Raw genomic sequence first — 25158 nt, 5'->3', positions numbered from 1 at the left:
AGAACTGACAGTTTCCAGTTCAGATTTGTACATCAAGTCCATGTTCTGGATCACACGATGAGCTTAGCGTCTCTCCGAAAGAACTGATCGCGTCATGCAATAGGAGCTGAGCCCAGATGCCCGACAGCAGCACCGAAACAGCCGAAGCCGCCAGCGTTCATTCGACACTCAAAACAGGCTTGAAGAAGCGTCACCTGACCATGCTTTCCATGGGCGGCGTCATCGGCGCCGGTTTCTTCGTCGGGCTGAGCGGAATCATCAACCAGGCGGGCCCCGGCGCAGTCATCACGTGCGCGATCTGCGGCATCATCGTGTTCCTGGTGATGCGCATGCTCGGCGAAATGGCCGTGGCCAAGCCGTGTACGGGATCGTTCACCGAATACGCGCGCATGGCGTTGGGCGACTGGGCGGGTTTCACCACTGGCTGGCTCTACTGGTATTTCTGGGTGATCGTCGTCGGCATCGAATCCGTCGTCGGAGCAACCTTGCTCTCCCGGTGGATCCATGGTGTCCCGCTCTGGCTCATGTCAGCGGTACTCCTGTTGGTGATGACCGGGGTCAATCTTCTCTCCGTCAGCAACTTCGGCGAGGCTGAATACTGGTTTGCGGGTATCAAGGTCGCCGTCATCATCGGCTTCATCGTGCTCGGCAGTCTGTTCGTCTTCGGCATCTGGCCCGGCAGTGAAGTCGATTTCAGCAATCTGACCGGCCACGGAGGATTTCTGCCGAACGGCTTCACCCCCGTACTGGTGGGCGTTGTCGCCGTGATCTTCTCCATGACCGGAGCCGAGCTGGTCACGATCGCCGCAGCGGAATCCGCCGAACCCGCCGGAGCGATCAGACGGGCCACGAACACGGTCGTCTTCCGCATTCTCGCCTTCTTCGTTGTCGCCACCTTCCTCCTCGTGACGATGCTGCCGTGGGATTCGTTCGTCGTCGGCGATTCTCCGTTCATCTCCGCACTCGACCTGCTCGGAATTCCCGGCGCCGCCGACATTCTCAATCTCGTGGTTCTGGTCGCGGTGCTGTCCTGCCTCAATTCCGGCCTGTACACGGCGTCACGGATGCTCTTCGCACTCTCCGTCTACAACGACGCGCCGGCCTGGATGACACGGACCAACAGCCGCGGCGTGCCGGTGAAGGGCGTACTCGCCTGCACCGTGGCCGGGTACTTCTGTATCGCGGCCGGCTACATCTGGCCGGATACGATTTTCTTGTTCCTCGTGAATTCGTCGGGCGCAATCTGCTTGTTCGTTTACATCCTGATCTGTGTATCCGAACTACGCCTCCGACGCCGATGGGAACGCGAAAGCCCCGAGATTCTGAAATTCCGTGTCTGGTTGTATCCCGGCCTGCCGATAGTGGTCACTGGTCTGATTCTCGTGATCCTGGTGGGAATGGGTCTCAACGAACCCACGCGCGCGGAATTCGTCCAAAGCCTGGTCGCGCTGGGGGTCATCCTCGCCGCTTACGGCGTGAGAAAGTCTCGTACGCGAAAAGTCGGATCGTTCGCGACCGCCTCGAACGACGCACACAGCAGTTCGAAGAAGGCTTGAAACAAGCATCGAGTAAGCGCTCGACTCGATAATTGAACCTCTTCCCCGAAAAGAGCCGATCCGATGGAAGCGGTCGAACATAGATTTTCTCTTTACCTAAATTCAAGGCAAAATGGACAGCATGCCGAGCCCTGTCATCGCCTCCGAGGGGCACAGTTCTTGGCGAACACTTCACGAATGGTTCAACGAACCACACGACTACGAGTGGATAAAGCACCAGAGATCCAGCCGGGCAATCATTCCGATCTTCCGAACCTTGCTCGGAATGATGACGATCATCTTCGGACTGTCCGCTTTCTACAAATTGATCGGTCCGGATACGCCGCCGACCACCCCCGGCAAAGCTCTTTCGATTTTCATGATCTGTACGTGTGTGGGAATCGCCGCATGCTGGTTCACACAACCGTTTCCCGGACGCCGGGGGTTGCTTGCATTCGGAATATTCGCAGATCTCGGGATCGCGGCTGCCGTCCTCCTGGTGCCGGATCGCTCGTCCGGGACGTTCGGTTGCATCGTCTTCGCGGTCACCGGAACCTTTGCGACGCTTTTTGTCAGCGCAAAGTGGCTTGTCGCTCATGTCGTTTGGTCGACGACCGTCACGACTACCGTTTTCGTTCTTGCATATCTGGAAGGCGACGTCGATATCACGACGCTTCTGGCCCGCGGCACCGTTCTTTTCGGAGCTGTCACACTCGTTCCCATTTTTGCGCACCTGACTTGGCGCACTCTCTACCGCGATGCCCAGTATTCGGACCGGGATCCCCTCACTGGACTGTTCAACCGTCGGGGACTGGAAGGGGCAGTCGGCGATCTCTTCGAGAGCGCCCGAGACGATTCTTCATCTCTCGCCTTCATCGTCGTCGATATCGACAAATTCAAAACGGTGAATGATCTTCACGGTCATGCCGAAGGCGATCATGTCATCAGGAGAACCGCGAACCGATTGAGCACACATCTCGGCGAACGCGGAGTCATCGCTCGAACCGGCGGGGAAGAATACCTGGCCGTCATCGCCGGCGATCCCGAATCGACAACCCTGTTGATCGAAGGGATAAACGCGGCGCTGTCGGATTGTTCCGACGCGATCCCCACAACGGTGAGCGTCGGAGCGGTGATGATGACCGCCGAATCGAAGGCGTGGAGCGGCGGTGCTTCCGCAATCCTGGCGGCGACAAATGTCGCGGATTCGATGATGTATCAAGCGAAGGCGGCAGGCGGTAATACGATCCGCTCGGCTCAGATCTGATTCACAGCCACGTAAGTGGGTGGACGCTGCGCCCAGTTTCCGTGTCCGTCGCGGCAAGATACACATCGACGCGCTCAGCGGTCAGAGCCTTGCTGATGTGGTAACCCTGGACCAGGTCACACCCGACCCACTGGACGCGGCGGAACTGCTCGATGGTCTCCACGCCCTCGGCCAACGATTTCATACCGAGGGCCGCGGCCAATTCGACAATGGACTTCACCACGGACATCTTCGGATCGTCCGAGTCGGTGACCAGCATGCGATCGATCTTGAGAACGTCGATTGGAAGTCTCTGGAGCGTGGCAAAGGACGAATAGCCGGTGCCGAAATCGTCGAGTGCGACGGTGACCCCGAGCTCACGCAGCTTGTAGAGATCCCGGATCGCGCGATCGTCCACAACACCTGTCTCGGTGATTTCGAGCTGCAGCAGTTGCGGAGGCAAGCCCGAATCCGTCAGCGCTTTCTTCACCATCGCACCGAACTCTCGCGACACCAACTGCACTGGTGAAACGTTGACCGAGACGCCAATTCCGGTCGGCCACCCCGCAGCAGCGGCGGTCGCCATCGCCATTGCCTGCGCGCCGAGGGGAATGATCATTCCGGTTTCCTCCGCCACCGAGATGAACTGGCTGGGCCCGATGAGGCCGCGGCTGGGATGGTTCCACCGAAGAAGAGCCTCGAAGGCCACCACTTCACCGGTCTGAGTGTCGACCTGAGGCTGGTAATGGAGATCGAACTGCCCTTCCTCGATCCCTCTGTCCAGCTCGTGCAACGCCGTCGCCCGCGCCGATGCCCTCGCCCGCAGCAGCGGTGAGAACTTACCCACTCGATTGCGTCCCGTCGACTTCGCCTCGTACAGAGCCAGATCCGCCAGCATCACCAATCCGTCGGCGTCCGTCGAATCCTCGGGCGCGCTCGAGTAACCGATCGTGGCCCGCACTTCGATCCGATTGCCTTCGACGAAGAATGGTTCGTGCAGCACTTCCAGGTACCGATCGAAGATCACACCGGGATCGTCGCGCGAAGACGTACAGACGATCAGCCCGAATTCGTCACCGCCCATCCGCGAGCACATGTCCGAACCGATCACGTCGCGAAGGCGTTTCGTGACTTCGAGAAGTAATTGGTCCCCGATCGGATGGCCAAGGGTGTCGTTCACCGATTTGAAGTTGTCGAGGTCGAGAATCCCGACGAGAACCTGCTTCTCCGGCGCGCGGGAGTCGATCGCTTCCTCGAGCGCCACTCCGAACGCACGACGGTTCGGCAACCCGGTCAACGAGTCGGTGGCCGCAAGGCGAAGGATCTCCTGCTCGTGGACATACCTCTCCGTGATGTCGGAACCGACACCGCGCCAACCCAGAATCACGCCGGATTCGAGGACCCGTGGATTGCCGGAAAGAGACCACCAGCGTCGCCTACCGTCGACATGCACCGGCACGACAGTGTCCCGGAAGGGAGCACTCGATTCGAGTTTGTCGATCATCTGGGCCGCGGCCGCACGCCCCTCCGGACTCGATGCGATCTGGAGTCTGGTGAGGAGTTGTCCGAAGGTGAGTTGCTGCAACGCGTCCACCGTCATACCTGCGACCTCGGCGAGACGTGCCGAGGTGTGGGAGAACCGGCCGTTGGTGTCGCACTCCCACAGCCAGTCGCGGGAACCGCCCTCGAAACCGTCGAGCAACAACGCCACAGTCTGACGCTCGGATTCCGCCTGAAACTCTGCGAGACAACGTCTCTGGAAAGAGGCCGACAGATAGACCGCCCCTACGGTGAGCGCAAACATGTAGATGCACAACTGAATCGCAAGTATGCGAAAGTGTGGTTCGGCGTGGACGACGAGAACAGTGAAGACGCCGAGGCCGTGAATGTAGATCCAGGTCAGGCTCACCGATCTCAGACTCGAGAACGTCACGGTCCCGGCGCCCATGATCCCGGCCATCGTCGCGATCAGAACCAAGTCGCGGAAGACGTCCATGTCGTGAAAGAGCAGAGCGAAAAGTGTGACGTCGAGGGTCGCGACCACGATCACTTCGACGAGCAGACCCACGTAGTCGTAGCGCGGGGTGTGCTTCGACGGCCGCCAGCGAAGGGGAATCCATACTCGGATCGAATTCGCGAGGACGAGAAAGATGAGGGCGCCACCCAACCACCTGAGCGTCTGACGTCCGGGCGGGACGGTGTAGGTCAGAATCACGACCAAACTCGCCATGTACGCAAGATTGGCGAACGGCGCGACGGCTGCAGCTTCGTCTATCTGACGGCGAAACAGGCTGTTGCAGTCGGCCTCCGAAGCAGGATCTTGCCTGCCCAATCGACTCGGACGGCTCATCAGCGAGGCATCCCGACATCTGCGCAGGCGCCATCAGCGGGCGTCGAATCCGCTCGCCTGGCCATCCGAACCTCCCCTGGCTCCCCACCGAACCCTTATCCGGTGAAACGTCAGTGTTTCAGACTCGCTGCTTGTTTCCTTCACAACGGTAGCCATCTGACGAATCGATTGTGCGCAGATCACTATATCCAGAGGTCGCTCCGTCGATCGTCCAGGTCGATCCGCGATTGCTGATTCTTAGCTCGAACCACGTTTGTCGCCGACCGCGACGCGGGGGATTCGAGCGGTCGGGAACAACGCGGCGATTGCGAGCAGCGCTGCCACGGCAAAAGCGACACGCAACGCGTCCAGCCTGGCTTCTTCGTTCACGTCCACGATCGCATCCGCCGTGGACTCGGCGACGCCGGCGTCATCGAGAGCGGATCGGAGTTGCGTCGTCGACAGGAACGGCACGCCCGAGGCCATGTCGGTGCTCGCTTGCTGCTGCACCGATGTCGGAACCGCCGGATTGTCTTCGATTCCGGCGATCGCCGACGTCGTGAGAGTGGCAATGAGAACCGATCCGATCAGGGCAGTTCCCAAGGAAGCGCCGAGGTTGGTGGCGGTGTTCTGCAACCCGCCGACCTCGGTGCTGCGCTCGTCCGGGACCGAGGACACCGTGACGGCTCCGAGCTGCGAAGACAGGCACCCCAAGCCGAAACCCATGAACAGCATGGGAATCATCACGATCGCCGCATTGGCGCCAGGGTCCATGCCTGCAACGAGCATCAGAATGCCGACGACCATGACCAACAATCCGACTCGGACCACGCGTCGCGGGTTCGCGGTAGGCCGTAGCTTCGGAATACCGATCGCCGCCACGACGAGCGCCGCCGACAACGGCAGGATGCGAACTCCCGTCTCCAGGGCACTGAGCTCCAGAACTACGGACAAGAACAACGGGACCGCGAAGAACACGCCCGCCTGGACCAGAAACTGCGCGAAGAACATCGACAGCCCGCCACTGAGCTCGCGGTTTCGCAGCATCGCCGGATCAAGCAACGGCTCCTTCCCCGCAGCGGCCAGGCGTCCCTCCCAGCGCAGGAATCCGTACACGACCAGGAGCCCGGCGATCAGCAGCCACACCACCGGGGAAAGCCCGACCAACTGCGGTCCGTCGGGTTTGGCCTGCACCCAACCCCACTCGCTCGAGCGCAGTACACCGAAGACGATCATGCCCAGTCCCACCACGGACAAGATCGATCCGACGTAGTCGAGGCGCGACTTCGACGGTGGGACGTCGACCACCTTGCTCAGCACCAGCAAGATCAGGACAACGATCACGACTTCGCCGACGAACACGTAACGCCATGACGCAAATGTCGTCGCGGCGCCGCCGATCAGCGGCCCGACCGCCACGGCCATCGCGCCGGCGGCAGCGACCAGACCGTAGGCAGCCGGGCGCTTCTGCGCCGGAAAGTTGGTGGCGACGAGCGCGACGATCGCGGGCATGATGAGTGCCGCACCGACGCCTTCGAGGAACGACCATCCGATCAGCAGGACCGCAAGATTGGGAGCGAGCGCCGTTGTCAGAGAACCTGCGCCGTAGATGATCAAGCCGAGCGCGAAGGCCCGGCGACGACCCATCATCGACCCCAGCTTGCTGCCCGTGATCATCAGAGTCGCCATGACCAGGGTGTACAGCGTGATCGCGGTTTGAATGCCGGTGATGCTCGTGCCGACGTCCTCGGCGACGGTTGCCATCGAAACATTCATGACCGAACTGTCCAAGGTCATCAGGAATTGGCTGGATGCCAACACCGTGAGAACCAGTCCTGAACCCGCCTGCGTCGTCGAACCAGCAACCTGTCCGTCACCCATCGTGCGGGTGTACCCGGTGTTCAGGTTCTCGAAGCAGACCGGTCAGTGCTGTTCGAGGCTGAGCTGATCCGCCCAAGCCGACACGTCCCCGCGTTCCAGAGCCACCGCCAGCAGTTCCGGAAACTTGTCCGGCGTGCACGCAAACGCGGGAATCCCGAGGGCACTCAGCGACGCTGCATTGTCGTGATCGAACGACGGTGCCCCGTCGTCCGAGAGTGCCAGTAGAACCACGACTTGAACGCCGGAGTTCTTCATGGCGGCCATCCGGCGCAACATCTCGTTGCGAATACCGCCCTCGTAGAGGTCCGAGATCAGAACGAACATCGACTCGGCAGGACGCGAGATCAGTGACTGGCTGTACGCGATAGCGCGGTTGATGTCCGTGCCCCCACCAAGTTGGGTCCCGAAAAGGACGTCGACTGGATCGGACAGTTTGTCCGTCAAGTCGACGACGGCAGTGTCGAAAACCACGAGCGAAGTCTTCAGCGCCTGCATCGACGCCAACACCGCGCCGAACACGGATGCGTAGACGACGCTGGACGCCATCGAACCCGATTGGTCGATCGCCAGGACTACGTCGCGCTGCACGGATTTCGACTTGCGGCCGTATCCGACGAGCCGCTCGGGGACGACGGTTCGATACTCCGGAAGGTAGTGCGACAGATTTGCTCGGATGGTTCGGTCCCAGTCGATGTCACGCAACTTCGGATTCGACGTTCTGGCCGAACGATTGAGAGCCCCGGTCACCGCGGCCTTCGTTTTTTGCGCGATTCGCTCTTCGACTTCCCGAACCACCTTGCCGACGACCATTCGAGCAGTGGCCTTGCTGGCCTCCGGCATGACCTGGTTGAGGCTCAGCAGCGTCCCGACCAGATGCACATCGGGCTCGACGGCATCGAGCAGTTCCGGTTCGAGCAGCAACTGCGCCAAACCCAGTCGGTCGATCGCGTCCTTCTGCATCACCTGCACCACCGTGCTGGGAAAGTACGTCCGGATATCGCCGAGCCATCTGGCGACGGACGGAGCCGACGCCCCCAATCCGGCTGAGCGGCGTCGCCCCTTGGTCGGGCCGGACGAATCGTAGAGTGCGGCAAGAGCTGCATCCATTCGACGCTCGCCCGGTTGGCCCAGCCCACCCGTCGATTCTTCGGCGGATTCCCCGAGCATCAGTCTCCAGCGTCGAAGGCGCTGATCGTCGTCGCTCATGCGCCCACCCCCAAGATGTCCGCAACGACCGCCATTGCCGCTCTGCCGCGTCGAGCATCGGTCTCCACTGTCGTTTCGACGCGTCGTCCACCTCTGACCGCCTGACCGATCGCTCGACGCTCCCCCGCCTCGAACGCTCCGAACGTACGTCGAAGCAGTGGAAGCGTGTCGATGAAGTCCTGCTCACGAAGTTGGCGAACCCACGTGTCGATCAGCGTGAGCAACGCTCGATCGTGAACGAGCACAAGCCCTCCTCCACCGAGAAACCCGTCGACCCACCCGGCTTTGCCGGTCGGCGTGCTTCCCACGGACAGGGCCCGAGACAAGCGCTGGGCTGCAGCGGTTTCCGTGATCGAACCGCTGTCGCGCAGTAGCCGCACCAACCGTCCGACGAGTAATCCGTTGACGTCGTCACGGTCGATCACGCCGGCCATGGCCTGCAGCCACCGTGCGCTCGCATCGCGATCGTCACGAACCATGACTGCCGAGTGAACCTTGTCGAGGTGTTCGCGAAACTCCTCGGCACTGGGATCGTCCAGGCCCGTGACGGCGACTGCGAGGCCGGTGCAAATGCGGATCAACAGGCTGTCGGCGACGTCGACCAATGCCGACACGTCGGTTCCGCGCACATCGCCGTACCGCAGCGTTCGCGTCAGCGTGGGCAGCGCCGCCATCAGGTGCGACACGTCATGATCCAGTGCCGCAACCGTTTTCACACTTTCCAGCACAGCGGACAACGCTGCCGGCAGGTTCGCCAGGAGCGAGTTCTCCAGTAGTCCGATCAGTGACGCGAGAGAAATGTCCGGCTCGTTGATCTTCGAGACGACACATGATGTTGCCGCTGCAACCACCGTCGTGCCCCACAGCGACGCCTCGATCACCGAGACCGAGAATTCGGGCTTCCATTGCAGCGCCCAAGTCTCCCGGAACGTTCCGGTGGAACGGACCTCACTGTCGGCCGGGGTTCCCCAATCGATCTCGAGGATCCCCAGTCGGTGCAGGAACTGGGAACGCTCGACGTCGATGTCGCGTCGCAGGTCCAGATCGAGAGTCTTTGCTCCCGCTTGTTGTCTGAGCCGCAAGGTCTTCGAGCGTGCGCGCAGGTCTGCTTCGAGTGGGACTGTCGGCGTTTCCTCGGGCACCGCGCCCAGCGCTTCGCCCACAACCAATCTTCGCGTGATCAGATCCAGAAGAACGTCGTTCCCGTCGCACATCACCGACCTCGTTGCCTCGGTGACCTCCGACAATCCCGCCAAGGGTCGAGAACGCAGTGCCGCCAACGTATCTGCCAACCGGACAGCTTCGATGACGTGAGCACTCGAGATCGGAAGGTCCTCGTCCCTGAGCACCCGCGCAACTTTGGTGAGCCACCGCGTGATCGTCTTGTCGTTCGCGGTGAACAGGTGGTGATACCAGCCCGGCGAGGTGATTCCGGCGCCGTAACCCGATGCCGACGCCAGGCGTGAATGTGTCCAGGGAACCCAGGTCAGCGAGGTCTTGACCTTGGACATTCCTTTGAGGATGCGAGCATCGGGTGCCGCCGGCCCCAAGGCTCCGACCAACGCCGGCGCGTGCCAGGCTCCGCAGACGACCGCTACCCGCTCAGCGCCATCTTTCAACGTCTTTCGCAGCACCTGACGCATGTACGCTTCGCGATGCGCTGTCTCCTCGTCGATCGGCACTGTCTCACGCAGCGCCTCCATCGCCTCGGTGATCGCATCGAAAGAATCTGCGCCCGAGCTCGATTCGATCACCGAATCCCACCAGCGCTCGGTGTCGTCGAAACCCGCGGCCGCGGCCAGTTCCGACAGAGGATCGCCCTCGCGGACAGTACGAATCCCCTGACCCGCCAACACGTTGAAGGCGGGCAGATCGCAGAACCGTGCCTGCACACCGTTCTTCGCAGCCCACTGCAGCGCTTGCCATTCGGGTGAGAACACCGCAAACGGCCAGAAGGCCGCCTTCGACGGTTCGCCAGTGGCGTACGCGAGCAACGCAATCGGTGGTTCCATCGATTCCGACGCCGCCAGCATCACCAACGGGTCTGCGTCCGAAGGCCCTTCGATCAGGACGACGTCAGGCGAGAACTCTTCCAGGCCCTGCCGAACCGAACGAGCAGATCCCGGGCCGTGGTGACGGATACCGAAGACCCGGACACGCAGGTCCGGAATCACGATGGTCACCCGGTGACCTCGCGGCACGCCCGGTAGAAGTCGGACCACTCGCCGCGTTCACGCACTACTGCCTCGAGGTACTCGTTCCACACCACCTTGTCTGCGACCGGATCCTTGATCACCGAGCCCAGGATTCCGGCAGCGACGTCGGATGCCCGCAGTACGCCGTCCCCGAAATGCGCAGACAACGCCAAACCGTTGGTGACCACCGAGATCGCCTCCGCCGTCGACAGAGTTCCGGACGGGGACTTCAACTTGGTGCGGCCGTCGGTGGTCGTGCCTGATCGCAGTTCCCGGAACACGGTGACGACTCGGCGAATTTCCTCGGCTGCTGCGGGGGTTGTCGGCAATTCCAGTGCTGCGCCCAGCTGTTCGACTCGACGTGCCACGATGGCCACCTCGTCTTCCTCGCTGGCCGGCAAAGGGAGGACTACGGTATTGAACCGTCGACGCAGTGCGGACGACAGGTCGTTGACACCGCGATCGCGATCGTTGGCGGTAGCGATCAGGTTGAAGCCCTTGGCTGCCTGCACCTCGATGCCCAGCTCCGGCACCGGCAACGTCTTCTCGGAGAGAATGGTGATGAGGGCGTCCTGCACGTCGGCCGGAATACGCGTCAACTCTTCGACGCGGGCGATCTTCCCGGTTTCCATCGCCGTCATCACGGGAGAAGGCACCAGTGCACCGGCGGTCGGCCCCTCGGAGAGAAGACGTGCGTAGTTCCAGCCGTAGCGGATAGCTTCCTCGGGCGTACCCGACGTGCCTTGAACCAGGAGCGTCGACGCACCCGAGATTGCGGCCGAAAGGTGTTCGGAGACCCAGGTCTTGGCCGTACCGGGAACCCCCAACAGCAGTAGCGCCCGGTCGGTGGCAAGAGTTGCGACGGCCACTTCCATCAACCGCCGTGGACCGACGTACTTCGGTGAAATGACTGTTCCGTCGTCGAGAGTGCCACCCAACAGATACGTCACCACGGCCCAGGGCGACAAGTTCCACGACGGTGGACGCGGACGGGTGTCCTGCGCGGCCAGTGCTTCGAGTTCGAGCGCGTACTCCTGCTCTGCGTGGGGCCGCATCAGCTTTGCCGGTTGCGCGAGCTTTTCCGGTTCCGTGGTGGGCACGGTTACGCTGTCAGTCACTTGAGCTCCTCGAGCAGAGTCTTGCGGTGGGTGATGGCACTGGCAGTTCTGGCGAAGGTCTGCCGCCAGTCCGGGTCACGTGCACGTTCCGCAGCACGCTCCAGCAAAGTTACTGCGCTGTAAGGAAATCGAGTCTCGGCCAGGCGCAGCGATGCGACGTACTTGTAGCGTGAGAATTCGCCGGCCTTGGCGCCTCCGTCGGCACGTCTGGCCGCAACTCGTTCCCACTGGGCCACCACTGCCCGGGTGATGTCCTCGGGCCATGGACCTCGCAGAGCGTCGTAGATCGCTGCCCGGCCGGGGTGCAGAACATTGGCGTCGCCGTTTCCGGACCTCAACAGATCAGCCAGCGCCTTGGCCGGCACCAACGGGAGCACGCGTCGATCGGTGGCGGTGCCGCGCATACGAAAGAGTTCCAGCGCCCATTCCGTATTGTTCTGCGCGACTGCGGCGGTGGACCACGCGTCGTGAAGGATCGGCTCCCAGCTTTCGTCAACGCTCATCCCCAAGACCTTGCCTGGTCCACCGATCATGTTGTTCCACAGAGACAACGGCGCAGAACCGATCGCCTGACGCACATACTCGGCACGATAGTCGGTGTGTGGATTCGGCCGGTCTTCGATGCCGTCTCGCCTCGCCGCTGAATCGACTTCCTCAGGCGGGACGATGACGAGCGTGGACCGAACGAGTTTCCTTTCCACCCGCACCCATTTCCGAACCCGAGCAGCCATTCTCTCCCCGAACTCCGATTCGGGGAGTTGTCCGAGTACTTCCACTGCCGCGCGTCGCACGTCCTTGCGACGGTCGTCGAGGGCTTCCTCCAACAATGGTTGATCATCCGCACTCAGTCCGTTTGCCAGCGCCGCGACGAAGGCAGCCTTCTGTTCGCCCCGCTCGGTGCCCCAGGACTTTCGGAGTTCGGCCAGCGCCAGCGCGGGATCTGTTCGACGAGTGTCTATCAGCCACTGTGTGCGCTGCGACGAACTTCCGTGACGCCACACGTCCGGGTTGGCATCCCTGGTTCGGACGAGTTTGCTCCACTCGGGGTTTTGCGCGGCAAGCCATCGACCACGCTCGCCGACAATCTGCAGGATGCTCTCCCGGTGAGCTTCACTTGCACGTGCAAAGGAAAGCAACTCGGCGACCAGATGATCAGGCGCACGGTAATTGTGCTCCAACGCGACTGCGAACCATTCGTCGAGCAAGGTCGCCTTGGCCGCGAGCATCGACAGCAGATGCGCCGATGAGGATTCCGGCAGCGTGAATCGAACATCGTCTGGCGCAGGTGTCGGCACCGCCGCCGTGGTGGAGCCCGCACCGCCACGGCGGTACGCCCTCTCCAACGCTGCTCCTGCGAGAAGCATCTCGGCAGGATCGCCGTCGAGTTCGCGAGCGTAGCCACGCACTTCAGCCGGCAGATCCTCGAATGTTGTTGCTGTTCTGGCTGTCCCAAGGAGCGCCGCTGAGATCAATGTACTCACAGCACGATCACCTGCCCTCCCGTGAAAACCGAGATCGGAGTAAGAGCCAGCGCGTTCCACGTTCCGCAGACTGTGACCGGGTAACCGCCGGAAATGCCGAGCAACTTCCACAGAAGATCCGAATCACCCTCTGCCCGAAGCGCTGTGCCCGATTCGTCGACGACAAACCATGATCCGTCGACGAACGACGGGACCACCGAACTGATCACTGCCGGCCACGAGCGCAACCATGGATCCGCGGCGAGGGCATCGGTAAACTGCTGCAACGCAGTGTCGATGCTTCCGAACGGCATGGTTGTGAAGGGCTCCGGTTCTCCGTGCGTGACCCCTATCCGCGCCCGCAATGCCGCGGCACCGGGATAGAAATGAACATCGGCGTTGAGCAGAAACCCGACTGGCGGCGTTTCGGTGGCAAAATTGGGTGACCCGTGGGAGAAGTCGAGCAGCATGGCCCACCGCTTCGAATTCCTGCCGAGCATCCACACCGTTCGGGTGAACAGTCGCTTCTCCTCGGTGATCCCGGAACCGAGAATCATCCAGTTCTCTTTCACCGGAATCGATTCCATCACACTCTCGGTTGAGACCGGATAGCCGACGTGTGCTTTCACCGAATGGGCAAGATCTTCCGGCAACTCGGACAGCTTCTGATGCGCAGCAACCAGCAGGTGCAACCGAGCCAACTCGTCGAGGACTTTCTCGGGCCAGTTCTCGGTAGACGCAACGGTGCCCGCCAAGGCTCGAAGTGTGCCTGCGACACCAGGCGCCTGAGCATCCACCATTCGAGCAGCTACTGCGTCGAAGCCCGCCCAGGATGTGTCCATCGCTGCCAGACCACTGCGAATCTGATCGGTGATCCACAGGTCCAATTCGACGAGACCGCTCGCAACGCGGTCGGCGCGCTTCTGCGCTGTCGCCGGGTCGGGAGCCCTCTTGGGAGCCTCGTCGCCGGTCTCAGCCCTTTCGCCGCGGGTCTCGGCCTTCTCCTCGCGGCGCAACAACCACTCTGCCGCGAAGTCGGCGGGCTCGTCCGCCGACGGCACACGCCCTTCCGACCATTCCACCAACAGCCCCAGAGCATGTTTGCACGGAAACTTTCGACTGGGGCACGAGCACTTGTATGCAGGGCCCCGCAGGTCGACCACTGCTTGATACGGCTTCGAGCCGCTGCCCTGACACAGCCCCCAGAGCGCGAGACCCCTGTTGCCGGCATGGCTCCACGAACCAGCCAACTTGCGCGCAGCGGCCAGCGATGCGGCGTCCGGAGCTACCGACGCCACCTGCCCAGCTGTCCACGGCGAAGTCACTCGACCACAGTATGACAACCCGCTGACATCACAGAGTCAGGCCGATTCGTTGGTGAATAACCCCTTGACTCGAACGCATGTTCGAATATGATTTGGGGAGGGGATCGGGGGATTCAATGAGTGTCTTGTTGTCGGATGTGGTGTCTGGTTCTGCGGTGGGGTTACGCGGACGCCTGTGGCAGTTGTCTGCTGCCGAGTTGCGTACCGCTGCTGTCGAGGCGAGTGCGGAGATTCTGCGTCTCGAGGCTGTGCGGGTGGCGGTGGTGGACGAGTTGTCGTTGCGTCCCGATGATCAGGTGATTGCCAGCCGCGGAGTGGGGTCCTGGTTGGCGGCGAACACGATGCTGCAGGTTCGGGACGGGAAGAAGATCGCCGCGCTGGGTGCAGCTTTGCGGCCGTTTCCGGCGGTGGCGGCTCGGTTCGATGGCGGGGATTGCTCGTTCGATCATGCCGTGTTGATCGTCGCGTTCTGCGAGTCACCGCCGAAAGGCATGCCGGAGGAGGCATTACCGAAGTGCATCGATTTGTTGTTGGCGGCTGCGTCGGGTGTGGAAGCGACGACGACGAAAGTGCGGAACGTGATCGCGACCTTGGAGCGAGTGTTCGAATCGGATGAGATCCCGCCCGCCGAAGATGTCGATCTCAACGAGCTCCGGATCGCGTCGACCTTGAACGGTCGAGTGGTGGTGCGTGGTGATTTCGACGCTCTCACCGGTGAGATGTTGCTGTCGGCGTTGTCGAGTCTGACGATGCCGACCCCAGCACCGGATGGAACCCCGGATGCCCGGTCGGCGGCGAAACGCACCGCGGACGGGTTCACCGAACTGATCCGCCGGTATCTGGACTGCGCGAAAACCGGTACCGATGGTGGTCAGCGTCCGCATGTGAACGTGCACATCAATGCTCGGGATCTGGCGGAGCATCGGGATTGTGCCGCACAGTCTTCGGATTCGGGTGATGACGACTCTCTGGACCTGGCCGATCTTGATGTCGGGCACATGCCCTGGCTCGGACCACTGTCCGTGTCACAGACCAGACTCCTCGGCTGCGACTGCTTCCTCTCCACCGTCCTGCTCGACGATCACGGCGCACCGCTCGATGCGAAACCCGGAAAACGATTGGTCACCCCCGAACAGCGAGTGGCGTTGATCGCCCGAGACAGAGGCTGCGCGTTCCCGGGGTGTTCATGTGTGCCTGCCTGGACGGATGCGCACCATATCCGGCACTGGGCGAACGGCGGCCCGACGGTGATGAACAACCTGGTCCTGCTGTGCCGTTCACATCACCGACTGATGCACCGGAAATCCGGGTTCGTCGGCAAATGGGAAATCCGAATCGGCGCCGACAACAAACCCTGGTTCGTCCCGCCGCCCTCGATCGACCCCGGCCAGCACCCACGGCCCGCGAACACCACCTTCAAAACCTGAGGGGTCAAACCTCTTTGGCGACAACAGAACACGGCCAGGCTCCGCATCGGACATCAAAACCCGATACGGAGCCCACAGGCCGTGGCGCGTCCACAACTTTCCACAACTCACGACGTTCGCGCGGGGCGCAAGACCGATCTGCCCAACAACTCACAAACCTGCAGGGCCAGAGCAAGATCCAACTTGTCTCGGCCGGCAGCAACTGGATCGCCGAGCGCCTTGTTGATGCGATACTTCACCGTATTCCGGTGCAGATTCATGTGATTGGCAGTGTGCAGATGACTTTCACCATGTGCAAAGTACACACTCAACGTCGTCCGCAAGGATGCAGCAGAGGGCGTATCTTCCGCCAACGGGCCAAGCACCTCCCAGACCCATGACTTCGTCGAATCGATGTTCTCGGACAGAAGTGAAACCACAGCGACGCCGCGGTCTCCGAAGCTCACCACAGGTCGCTGCGGTGTATCCGGGACGGCAGCAACCGAATAGGCGGCGGTTGCCTGTTCGTGGGACCGTTTGAAACCGTCGACCCCTGACCCCGGCAGTCCGATTGCCACCCGCGCCCCGCCGTCCAACGGCACTGCCGCCGCGAGAACCTCCGGATCCGGCGCAGGCACCCGGCGACCGAACGGCAGCCACGCCCACACCGTGCGCCGATCGATGGCGGTGATGATCGGCGGCTTGTCCGCTCCCGCCGCTGCGCCGAGATCACGTACGAGTCGGTCCAGCGTATTGATGCCCATGACGTCGGCATCCCACGTCGACCAGACCACCAGGGCGACGTGGTTCTGACCGAGGCGGTACCCGGTCTCCGCTTCGAAAGCAGCGGTATCTGCGTTGGTGCCGGACAGGAGTGCGTGGATTGCGGCCGAATGGAGGTTTCCCTGCGCTGCCATCCATCGACTGCGTTCCCGCTCGTACGCGTCGAAGACGTAGAGCGTGATCCAGTCGATGTAGCTGTAGACCACGTCCGAAGTGTGTTTCAGGACAGCCAAAGTGAGTCGCGCCGGAATATCCAGTGTGCTGATCTCGTCGTGGCAGATCCGCATCAGATCGCCTTGGCCCATGTGATAGGCCCGGACAAGGGAGTTGGACGGGACATCCCGCTGCGCCAGACGCAGAGCGTATTCCACTGCAGCAGTGGTGGGTTGGAGATGATCAATCGGAATGTCGTTGGCCAATACGTGGATGATCGTCGTGATGTTTCCCTGCACGCTGGCCTCGAGCATTTCGAGCAATTTGGCGTCTGCATCCAATTGGTCGATTTCGTGAGCCATCATGAAGGCCATCTCACGCGCGATGTCGGCGCTGCGCTCGTCGAGTCGTCGTGCCAACTCGGCAACCACCGCAAGCACTTCCGGCTCCGCGGCTGCAGGCACTCGGGCGAGGCGCCGCATCGCACCGGCGCCTCGCTCCTTGTGCGATGGACTGCTCACAGAACTTCCGCACCCTTTCGTCGCAGGTACTTCAGAGCCGATTCGGCTGCGTTGTACCCGCACATTCCATGTGCTCCGGCACCCGGCGGGGTCGAGGCCGAGCACAGGTAAGTGCCCGCGATCCCCGTGCTGTACGGATCGACTGCGACGCGCGGACGCAAGACAACCTGCAGTTCGGTGTTGGCACCTCCGATGATGTCGCCGCCTACCTGATTCGGATTGTCCTCTGCCAGGTCAGCTGTACCACTGCTCGACGTCGCGACGATCTGCTCCCGGAATCCTGGCGCAAACCTCTCGATCTGACGGATGATCGCCTCCGTAGCGTCGCCGGCGTAACCGTGAGGCACGTGCGCATAGGCATACAGCGGATGAATGTTCCCGGCAGATCGGGTGGGATCAGCCAGGTATTGCTGACCTAGCAGCACGAACGGCCGGTCCGGCATACGGCCTGAATTCGTCTCACGCTCAGCGGCCACGATTTCGTCGAAACCACCTGCCAGATGGACAGTTCCGGCCCGAGCACAGTCCGGATTGGTCCACGGCACATGACCTTCGATCGCAAAATCGACCTTGAATGCTCCGGGAGCCTGCTTGAACTTTCGATAGGCCCTCGCCACTCGACCAGGGAGTCGATCGCCCAGAATTTCGAGCGCACCCCCCGGATTGACATCCAGCAGAACAACATCGGCGTCCGGAATCTCGGAGACCGTACGAACCCGAACGCTGGTGTCGATCTTGCCGCCGTGATCGAGGAGCATCGCAGCCATCGCGTCGGTGATCGACCGCGAACCTCCCTCGGCAACCGGCCAACCGTAGCGGTGACCAGCAGCAGTGATCATCAATCCCACCGCCGAGGTGGCCGGACGGTTGAGTGGATAGAAGGCGTGTGCGGCAACCCCGCCGAACAGCGCCTTCCCCTTGTCCGTCTTCCACAACTTCGCGGTCACCGTTGCCGGAAGCAGCGCTCGCGGACCGAAAGCTGCGAGCCGCAGCGGATGGTGCGGAACATTGACGATCGGGCGCATCAGATCGGACGCCAGCGCATCGAACCCAGTCGACAAGTCACCGAACATGCGTTGCCATCGAGGCCCGTCAGCGCCGAGTCCCGCAGCCGTCTGCTCCAGCGAGCGGTACAGAACCCCGGCGTCCCCGTTGTCGAGCGGATGCGCGCAGTCCACCTCTGCCCATCTCCAGATCAGCCCGTATCGCTCGAGGTCCAGCTTGGACAGGTACGGCGATCCGATACCCATCGGGTGAAACGCCGAGCAGTGATCATGGATCAACCCCGGCACGTCGATCGGACCGGAGCGGGTGCCTCCGCCGATCTGGTCGGCAGCCTCGAGCACCTGCACGTCCACACCGCTACGTGCGAGGTGTACCGCGGCAGCGAGCCCATTGGGCCCGCTGCCGACGACTACGGCCTTTGTCACTTACTCACCTCTTGCTCGCTACCGCTGACCCTCGTACGCATCTTCGGTTCGGAGACAACCTGCGGATCCGTTGCCGCGCGGTCGGCCCGTACGTCCAGTGTCCACTGAACGTCGAACGGAATGGGCCCGTTCGGCAACCACGGCTGTTCGGCGACTGCGTCGGCGACCTTGAAAGTACCTCGTTCGATGACACCGAGAGCGGCATCGATCACCTGGTACTCCTGCGTTCCCTTGTGGATGGGCTGCGATTCGATCCAGGTCACCAGGAACTCACCGGGTGCGAAATTGCAGCGACGCTGAATGGCTGCGATCAACTTCGCGTCGTGCAGGTGCCCGTCACCGAAGTTGAAGGCGACGATGGAGTTGCACATGAACTCTGCTTCCCGCAGTGAGTACGTGTTGATGTCGTCGCCGAGGTGCCTGATCATCAGAGAAAACAGCGCACGCCCCTGGCTGTGCATGGAACGCCAGCCCAACAGCTGATGCAGAACGACATCGGACACATCTTCGGGGTACATCGTCATCAACTGATTGCGCGTATCCGGCGACGGACGCTTGATGAACTGGTCGATCTTGGCTTCAGCGCCCGGCGCGAATGCCCACGTCGCGGATGCCCAGTTGCCGGCGTACTGGCGCATCGACGGCAGGAAGGACACCAGATCGGGTCGAAGGTTTCCGAGAATGGGGAAGAAGGCAAGGGCTGCAACAATTCCCGCGGTAATCCACGGTGAGGACATGGCGCCGAGTCCGTAGCCGTCCCATGCCGGGAATCCCAGGAACAGAAAGACCGAGGCGTAGGCGAACAGAAGATTCCATTCGAGTGGGACGGCAAGCGGGAAGGTCGACGCGATGAACAGATGGAATCCGACCATGAGGATCACGGCGAGGATCGTGAGGGTTTTGTTCGTCGAGAACAGCAGTATCAACGGGGTGACGATTTCGACCATCGTTCCGGCCACGTGTGCGACGCCGCCGCCCAGGTGTGAAGGCCGCAGATCCTCCGGGAAATTCCGGTAGTGGGCGCGCTTGATCTTCTTCGACGGGATCCACGGGGTATTGCTGAGCATCGGAGGAACCACCAGCGAGAAATGGCGACCGAACTTCGAGACACCGGCACCGATCCACACCATGACGATCAGCAGTTTGAGCGCCAGGATCATGTCGACGAACGGCAGGAATGTGAAGAAGAAGATCGCCGGCAGGTACTGCTCACTACGGGCAGCGATGAAGGGCACCTTGTCCCGCAACCCGAGAATCACCATGAGTACCAGGAAGGAGTACAAGACCGTCGGGCGCACCAGTCCGGCATTGTCAGCGATTGCCGAGTCGATTCCTGTGGTGTGAACACCGGGGAGAACAGCGGCAACAAGGAGATTGGCGACTGCGGCGACATAGATGAAGACGTCGAACACCGTGCGGGTGTCACCCGAGGTGAGCGGCACTTTGCCCGGCCACGGTGGCAGACGAATCGTGCCGGGGCGGAGCCAGTAGAGAACTCCACCGGTCATCGGCTTGAAGTGGCCGGCGAGCGGTCCCCAGGATCCTGCCAAGCCCAGCATCTCGAGCATCATCGTCCAGATGATGAGTTTCTGGTAGACGATCGGCTGGTTCCACCACGATCCGATGTCGAACCACGAGAGGCCGGAAGTCAAAGTGGCAACGGCTGTTCCAGCTGCCAGGTAGAGGAACAACAGTTTCATGATGTAGACGGTGTGGACCATCTTCGGCGTACCGAAGCCGTAATCCACCCAGTGCGTGGACATGTCACGCAGACGCTCGAGAAACGGCTTGTCCATGAACGTTGCCGGATCGACGGGAGGGAAGTTTCCTTCTTTGAATCCCATGATTTGCTCCTGAAATACGGAATGTGGGCATGACGGATCGACTCGACGGACGTCGTCGAGTTGTGCTGGTACTACGGGGAAGTGACTAGTGAGCGGGAGTTGCGCTCAGAGCTCGTCTCATTCCAGGTTTGTCGATCTTGCCCACCGGGTTTCGGGGAAGCGCATCGACGACGTAGATCGCCACTGGCACCTTTACTCGGGTGAGCAAGGCCGTGACATGTTCGAGCAGTTCGTCTTCGGTGACGGGCGCATCGGGGTAGGCGACAACATAGGCAACTGGCACCTCTCCGTAGACCTGGTGCGGAGCGCCGATGACGGCTGCCTCGAGCACGGAAGGGTGTGTAGCGAGGGAGTTTTCGATCTCCTTGGGGTAGATGTTCTCTCCCCCACGGATGATCATGTCCTTGATGCGATCGACCAGGGTCAGGTAGCCGTCCTCGTCGAGGACTCCGACGTCACCGGTATGCAACCAACCATCCTTGACGGTCTTCGCAGTTTCCTCCGGCTTACCCAGATAGCCACGCATCACGTTGCCACCCTTGATGACCACCTCTCCGGCAGTCCCGGCGGGCGCAAAGGTTCCGTCCTCGGCAAGAATGGAAATCTGCTGGCCGGGCAACGCCGGGCCGACCGTACCGAGTTTGCGCACGCCGTCCACAGGATTGCAGGCCGACGCACAGGTCCCCTCGGTGAGTCCGTAACCTTCCACGATCACGAAACCGAAACGCTGCTCAGCGCGTTCGAGGAGTTCCTTGCTGATCGGCGCCGCACCGCACACGGCAAACCTCAAGGACGACGTGTCGATCGAAGGGTCTTCCGGCTGTGAGGTCAGCATCGCGTAGATTGCCGGCACCGCCGAGAGATACGTGGGGCGAAGCCGCGCGACGTCGTCGAAGAATCTCGAAACCGAGAACTTCCCGGTGACACTCACCTGTCCGCCGACAAGTAAGGGCGTCAAGACGCTGACGCAGATCGCGTTGACATGGAACAGCGGCAGAATCAGCAGGCAGTGATCCGCGCCGGTAACACCGATGTTCTTGCCCATCGATGAAGCCATGAACTGCAGGTTGGCATGAGTCAGCATCACTCCCTTGGGCCGTCCGGTGGAGCCGCTGGTGTAGATGAGCAACGCCAGATCGTCTGCTGCAACATCGATTCCGGGTCGGGGATCGGTCGGCGGCACTGTCGCCAGATCCTCGACAGCCAACACTGCGCGGCCGCCCGAGGGTGCGTCGGCAGTGGCGGTGATGACCAACTCGGCCCCGGAGTCCGCGATCTGGTAGTCCGCTTCGTTCGCGGTGAACATCGGATTGATGGGTGTAGCGGCAGCACCGATGCGCCAGGCAGCCATGATCGCGATCAGCAACTCGACGCGATTGGGCAGCATGATCGCCACCACGTCACCGAGGCCGATTCCGAGTCCAGCCAATTGCGCGGCAACAGCTTCCGTGCGATCTGCGAACTCTTCATACGTGAGTTCGACGTGGTCGTCCCGCAAGCACGGCTTCTGCCCGTACTTCTCTGCAAGATCCCAAGCCAGATATCCGATGTTCGCCACGAGAGTCAGCACCTTTCATTCGTGTGTGACTCAAAACACTATCGGCGTCCTGCGGCCGAAGAAACGGTCCCAGGGGATCAACTTGTCCAGGTTCTTTGTTCCCTGAGCACAACACCACACGTACGGTATGCATCAGCTCGACGGCTGATGCAACACCTCGTGGGCGCGTCTGGTCACCACCTCGGAGATCCGGCGCAAGACAGGTGACGACAGTTTCCACTGCTGCCAGTACAGCGGAACGTCGTCCACGAAGTCCGGATCGAATCCGATCAGCACGCCGGAGCGATCGTCGTCGCCGCGCTGCAGGTCCGGTATCAATCCCCAGCCGTATCCCCGCCTGACGGCGTCCGCGAAGTCTGCCGATGAAGGAACAAGATGACGGGGCGGATCGGCGGGGTGGCCGACCTTTTGATCGAGGTACCGATCCTGCAGCAGATCCTTGCGATTGAACACCACCAGCGGCGCCTCCGAAAGGGATTCGGCCGTGACACCGTCTGCGAACCAACGACGGCAGAACTCCGCACTCGCCATCGGCCGATACCGCATGATGCCCAACCGACTGGAGGTACACCCTTGAATCGGTGACGCAACAGACGTGACGGCAGCCATGACCGAACCGTCGCGCAGCAGTTCGGTGGTGTGGTCTTGATCGTCGAGATGAAAATCGAAACTGACTTCTTGCGTGAACTCCGCGAGGGCCCCGAGAACCCAGGTGGACAGCGAATCGGCATTGACCGCGATCGAGACACGCGCAAACATCCCTGAACCATTTTCAAGGCCGAGCTCTCGCACGGTGTCACGCGACAAAGCGTCTATCTGACGTGCAAGACGCAGGACTTCTCTCCCGGAATCGGTGACCTGGACGGGTTTGGTGCGCTGCACCAGGATCCGGCCAACCGAGGTCTCGAGACCTTTGATTCGTTGGCTGACCGCCGAAGGCGTGATGTGTAGTTTCCGCGCCGCCGCCTCGAAGGTTCCCTCGTCGACCGCGGCGTGCAATGCCCTCAGTTGCTCGAAATCCAACATAATCTGAAGCTACTCTGATGTGTCCTTAGAATCATTAGCTGGACTGAATGATATCTGCGCGGCAGGCTCGACAACATGCTCAGCACCAACGACCCTGCGTCGGCCCTCGTCGGTTTCGGAGTCGGACTGTCATTGATCGTCGCAATCGGCGCCCAGAATGCGTTTGTTCTTCGCCAAGGTCTGACGCGATCGCACGTACTCCCGATCGTCGCAGTGTGCGCGTTGTCAGACGCAATTCTGATCCTCGCGGGCGTCGGCGGAATCGGGACCCTCCTCGAACACGCACCGTCGATGATCACGTTCGTTCGTATCGCCGGCGCCGTTTTCCTCCTCAGCTATGCGATCTTCGCCGCCAAGCGGGCACTTCACCCCCAGACGTTGGCACCGGATCGACATGGCAACGGGTCGAGGATTGCCGCCGTCACGATGGCACTGGCCCTCACCTGGCTCAATCCACACGTGTACCTCGACACCGTCGTGCTCATGGGTTCTATCGCCAACGGTCGCGGCGAGATCGGACGTTGGTGGTTTGCCGCCGGTGCCATCACGGCAAGTGTGGTCTGGTTCGGCGCCCTCGGTTACGGCGCACGTCTGCTGACGCCGCTTTTCGCGAAACCCAACGCGTGGCGGGTTCTCGATGCTCTGATCGCCGTGATGATGGCGGTTCTCGGAATCAGCCTGCTTGTCGAATTGTGACCAGGCTGCACAACCTCGATCCGACCCTGCGGGTAGCGGGATGGGTTACCGTCCAAGATGAGGAAGCTCAATTCACCTGTCGCGAGTTGTGACCATCAGGTAGGGCTGATCACGATGACCGAGGACGATGGCGGCACCGAACCGCGTGACTCCAACCGCGGACTGGGTTTGCTGTGTCTACTCGCTGCGGTCGCCGGCGTCGGGGTCGGATTTGTCGGCGGCGCGTTCCGTTGGTGTCTGATCAGGGCCGACGAACTTCGTCAGGCGATCGTGAACTGGGCGCATCACGTTCCGTACGTCGGGTGGCTCGTGCCGGTCCTCCTGGTGGCCCTGTGCACCGTACTTGCCGTACTGATCGTCAGACGAGTGCCTCTCGCAAAGGGAAGCGGCATCCAGCACGTCGAGGCGGTGTCCCGCGGTGAAGCGAAACCGCCGGGAATCAATCTCCTACCCGCCAGATTCATCGGCGGCCTCTTGGCGATCGGCTCCGGTCTGGTTCTCGGTCGTGAAGGCCCCACCGTACACATGGGTGCGGCGATCGGAGCAGAAGCGGGACGGCGAGCCCGCCTCACCGAACCCGACGTCGCCATGCTGCAAACATCCACGGCCGGAGCAGGACTCGCTGTCGCATTCAACGCGCCGATCGCGGGAGCACTGTTCGTCTGCGAGGAGGTGACGCACTCGTTCCGGCTGCGCACCGTGCTGCCAACGCTTTTCGGTGTTTCAGTGGCGGTGGGCTGTGCACGGATCGTCATCGGTGATCAACCCGATTTCGAGGTCGGCACCGTCCCGACACCGCAACTCGCATTCTTGCCACTGTTCGTCGTCTTCGGAATCCTCACGGGGCTACTGGGTATTGCGTACAACCGCCTGATTCTAGGACTACTCGACATCGTGGCACGGCTCGACAAGATCCCACCGACTGTCATCGGCGCAACGATCGGCGCCGTCATCGGCCTGACGCTGTTCCTCGACCCGTTGGCCAGTGGGGGCGGCGACGTTCTTGCACAGATGATCGTCGGCGGAAGGACCTTCGTACTGCCGATCCTGCTGCTGTACTTGGTGGTTCGGTTCTTCACCGGCCCGCTCTCGTATGCCGCTGGAACTCCCGGCGGACTGTTCGCTCCCTTACTCGCTCTCGGCGCGCTCTGGGGGTCGATCTTCACCGGACTGTCGAGCTTCGTGCCCGGAGTGGACGCCGGGCTCACGGTCACCATGGCCACCGTCGGTATGGCGGCCTTCTTCGGCGCCGTAGTACGCGCACCGTTCACCGGCATCGTGATCGTGGTCGAAATGACCGCGGTGACGTCGACGCTGGTCCCGATGCTCGCTGCCACTGCGGCAGCGGTATTCGTCACCACGTCGGCAGGGTCGGCACCTATCTACGACAGTCTGCGCGAACGGATGTTGGAGCCGCAACGCCCGCATACGGATTGATCCCCGCAC

Annotated in this window: 17 protein-coding genes; 5 read left to right on the top strand and 12 right to left on the bottom strand. The window is 61.7% G+C overall.

Going from position 1 to position 25158, the window contains the following annotated elements:
• Positions 1 to 116: 116 nt before the first annotated feature.
• Together ABIE52_RS24665 and ABIE52_RS24660 are read left to right on the top strand one after the other, a co-directional pair.
• Positions 117 to 1556: an amino acid permease gene (locus ABIE52_RS24665; protein ID WP_047269391.1), complete on the top strand. Its 1440-nt coding sequence runs from the start codon at positions 117 to 119 to the stop codon at positions 1554 to 1556.
• A gap of 121 nt (positions 1557 to 1677) precedes the next feature.
• Positions 1678 to 2802: a GGDEF domain-containing protein gene (locus tag ABIE52_RS24660; protein WP_047269442.1), complete on the top strand. Its 1125-nt coding sequence runs from the start codon at positions 1678 to 1680 to the stop codon at positions 2800 to 2802.
• 1 nt (position 2803) lies between these two features.
• Here ABIE52_RS24660 and ABIE52_RS24655 read toward each other — a convergent pair whose 3' ends face one another.
• The 7 genes from ABIE52_RS24655 to ABIE52_RS24625 all read right to left on the bottom strand — a co-directional run bounded on the left by ABIE52_RS24655 (position 2804) and on the right by ABIE52_RS24625 (position 14295).
• Positions 2804 to 5131, bottom strand: a complete 2328-nt coding sequence (locus ABIE52_RS24655) for a putative bifunctional diguanylate cyclase/phosphodiesterase (RefSeq protein WP_192712758.1) — start codon at positions 5129 to 5131, stop codon at positions 2804 to 2806.
• 237 nt (positions 5132 to 5368) lie between these two features.
• Positions 5369 to 6991, bottom strand: coding sequence for an MFS transporter (locus tag ABIE52_RS24650; RefSeq protein WP_042446444.1), 1623 nt, complete (start codon positions 6989 to 6991; stop codon positions 5369 to 5371).
• Positions 6992 to 7033: 42 nt separating this feature from the next.
• Positions 7034 to 8197 carry a VWA domain-containing protein gene (locus tag ABIE52_RS24645; protein ID WP_047269390.1) on the bottom strand — a complete coding sequence of 388 codons (1164 nt, stop codon included), beginning with the start codon at positions 8195 to 8197 and terminating at the stop codon, positions 7034 to 7036.
• A complete protein-coding gene (locus ABIE52_RS24640) occupies positions 8194 to 10380 on the bottom strand; it encodes a DUF5682 family protein (protein WP_192712757.1) in 2187 nt (728 codons plus the stop codon). Before ABIE52_RS24640 ends, ABIE52_RS24645 begins: the two co-directional genes overlap by 4 nt.
• On the bottom strand, positions 10377 to 11447 hold the full coding sequence (locus ABIE52_RS24635) for an ATP-binding protein (protein WP_031330719.1): 1071 nt from the start codon (positions 11445 to 11447) through the stop codon (positions 10377 to 10379). Before ABIE52_RS24635 ends, ABIE52_RS24640 begins: the two co-directional genes overlap by 4 nt.
• A gap of 59 nt (positions 11448 to 11506) precedes the next feature.
• Positions 11507 to 12991, bottom strand: a complete 1485-nt coding sequence (locus tag ABIE52_RS24630) for a DUF5691 domain-containing protein (RefSeq protein WP_192712756.1) — start codon at positions 12989 to 12991, stop codon at positions 11507 to 11509.
• Positions 12988 to 14295, bottom strand: a complete 1308-nt coding sequence (locus tag ABIE52_RS24625; RefSeq protein WP_230359183.1) for an SWIM zinc finger family protein — start codon at positions 14293 to 14295, stop codon at positions 12988 to 12990. Before ABIE52_RS24625 ends, ABIE52_RS24630 begins: the two co-directional genes overlap by 4 nt.
• A gap of 116 nt (positions 14296 to 14411) precedes the next feature.
• Here ABIE52_RS24625 and ABIE52_RS24620 point away from each other — a divergent pair, with 116 nt between their 5' ends.
• A complete protein-coding gene (locus tag ABIE52_RS24620; protein ID WP_192712755.1) occupies positions 14412 to 15722 on the top strand; it encodes an HNH endonuclease signature motif containing protein in 1311 nt (436 codons plus the stop codon).
• Between the two features lie 107 nt (positions 15723 to 15829).
• Here the strand turns inward: ABIE52_RS24620 and ABIE52_RS24615 are convergent, their stop codons facing one another.
• The 5 genes from ABIE52_RS24615 to ABIE52_RS24595 all read right to left on the bottom strand — a co-directional run bounded on the left by ABIE52_RS24615 (position 15830) and on the right by ABIE52_RS24595 (position 23016).
• Positions 15830 to 17119: a PucR family transcriptional regulator gene (locus ABIE52_RS24615; RefSeq protein ID WP_030536101.1), complete on the bottom strand. Its 1290-nt coding sequence runs from the start codon at positions 17117 to 17119 to the stop codon at positions 15830 to 15832.
• A gap of 35 nt (positions 17120 to 17154) precedes the next feature.
• Positions 17155 to 18588 (bottom strand): phytoene desaturase family protein, encoded by a 1434-nt coding sequence (locus ABIE52_RS24610; RefSeq protein WP_192712754.1) that lies wholly within the window; start codon positions 18586 to 18588, stop codon positions 17155 to 17157.
• Positions 18585 to 20432, bottom strand: coding sequence for a DUF3556 domain-containing protein (locus ABIE52_RS24605; protein ID WP_042451545.1), 1848 nt, complete (start codon positions 20430 to 20432; stop codon positions 18585 to 18587). Before ABIE52_RS24605 ends, ABIE52_RS24610 begins: the two co-directional genes overlap by 4 nt.
• Positions 20433 to 20517: 85 nt before the next feature.
• Positions 20518 to 21990 carry a class I adenylate-forming enzyme family protein gene (locus tag ABIE52_RS24600; protein WP_192712753.1) on the bottom strand — a complete coding sequence of 491 codons (1473 nt, stop codon included), beginning with the start codon at positions 21988 to 21990 and terminating at the stop codon, positions 20518 to 20520.
• 132 nt (positions 21991 to 22122) lie between these two features.
• Positions 22123 to 23016, bottom strand: a complete 894-nt coding sequence (locus ABIE52_RS24595) for a LysR family transcriptional regulator ArgP (RefSeq protein ID WP_007730552.1) — start codon at positions 23014 to 23016, stop codon at positions 22123 to 22125.
• 75 nt (positions 23017 to 23091) lie between these two features.
• On the opposite strand from ABIE52_RS24595, the gene ABIE52_RS24590 reads away from it, so the two are divergent.
• Both ABIE52_RS24590 and ABIE52_RS24585 read left to right on the top strand, forming a co-directional pair.
• Positions 23092 to 23712, top strand: coding sequence for a LysE/ArgO family amino acid transporter (locus ABIE52_RS24590; RefSeq protein WP_064113644.1), 621 nt, complete (start codon positions 23092 to 23094; stop codon positions 23710 to 23712).
• Between the two features lie 114 nt (positions 23713 to 23826).
• On the top strand, positions 23827 to 25149 hold the full coding sequence (locus ABIE52_RS24585) for a ClC family H(+)/Cl(-) exchange transporter (RefSeq protein ID WP_192712752.1): 1323 nt from the start codon (positions 23827 to 23829) through the stop codon (positions 25147 to 25149).
• The last annotated feature ends 9 nt before the right edge of the window (positions 25150 to 25158 follow it).

It is taken from the genome of Rhodococcus sp. OAS809, from assembly GCF_040546695.1.
Lineage (GTDB): Bacteria > Actinomycetota > Actinomycetes > Mycobacteriales > Mycobacteriaceae > Rhodococcus_F > Rhodococcus_F qingshengii.
Note: the sequence above shows the minus strand (reverse complement) of the source record. Positions and strands in the feature narration are given on the sequence as shown.

Coding starts and splice junctions, on each gene's coding strand:
- ABIE52_RS24590 (WP_064113644.1), top strand. CDS start 23,092: ATGCTCAGCACCAACGACCCTGCGTCGGCCCTCGTCGGTTTCGGAGTC.
- ABIE52_RS24605 (WP_042451545.1), bottom strand. CDS start 20,432: ATGGGATTCAAAGAAGGAAACTTCCCTCCCGTCGATCCGGCAACGTTC.
- ABIE52_RS24620 (WP_192712755.1), top strand. CDS start 14,412: ATGAGTGTCTTGTTGTCGGATGTGGTGTCTGGTTCTGCGGTGGGGTTA.
- ABIE52_RS24635 (WP_031330719.1), bottom strand. CDS start 11,447: ATGCGGCCCCACGCAGAGCAGGAGTACGCGCTCGAACTCGAAGCACTG.
- ABIE52_RS24665 (WP_047269391.1), top strand. CDS start 117: ATGCCCGACAGCAGCACCGAAACAGCCGAAGCCGCCAGCGTTCATTCG.
- ABIE52_RS24645 (WP_047269390.1), bottom strand. CDS start 8,197: ATGAGCGACGACGATCAGCGCCTTCGACGCTGGAGACTGATGCTCGGG.
- ABIE52_RS24650 (WP_042446444.1), bottom strand. CDS start 6,991: ATGGGTGACGGACAGGTTGCTGGTTCGACGACGCAGGCGGGTTCAGGA.
- ABIE52_RS24660 (WP_047269442.1), top strand. CDS start 1,678: ATGCCGAGCCCTGTCATCGCCTCCGAGGGGCACAGTTCTTGGCGAACA.
- ABIE52_RS24655 (WP_192712758.1), bottom strand. CDS start 5,131: ATGAGCCGTCCGAGTCGATTGGGCAGGCAAGATCCTGCTTCGGAGGCC.
- ABIE52_RS24595 (WP_007730552.1), bottom strand. CDS start 23,016: ATGTTGGATTTCGAGCAACTGAGGGCATTGCACGCCGCGGTCGACGAG.
- ABIE52_RS24615 (WP_030536101.1), bottom strand. CDS start 17,119: ATGCGGCGCCTCGCCCGAGTGCCTGCAGCCGCGGAGCCGGAAGTGCTT.
- ABIE52_RS24585 (WP_192712752.1), top strand. CDS start 23,827: ATGACCGAGGACGATGGCGGCACCGAACCGCGTGACTCCAACCGCGGA.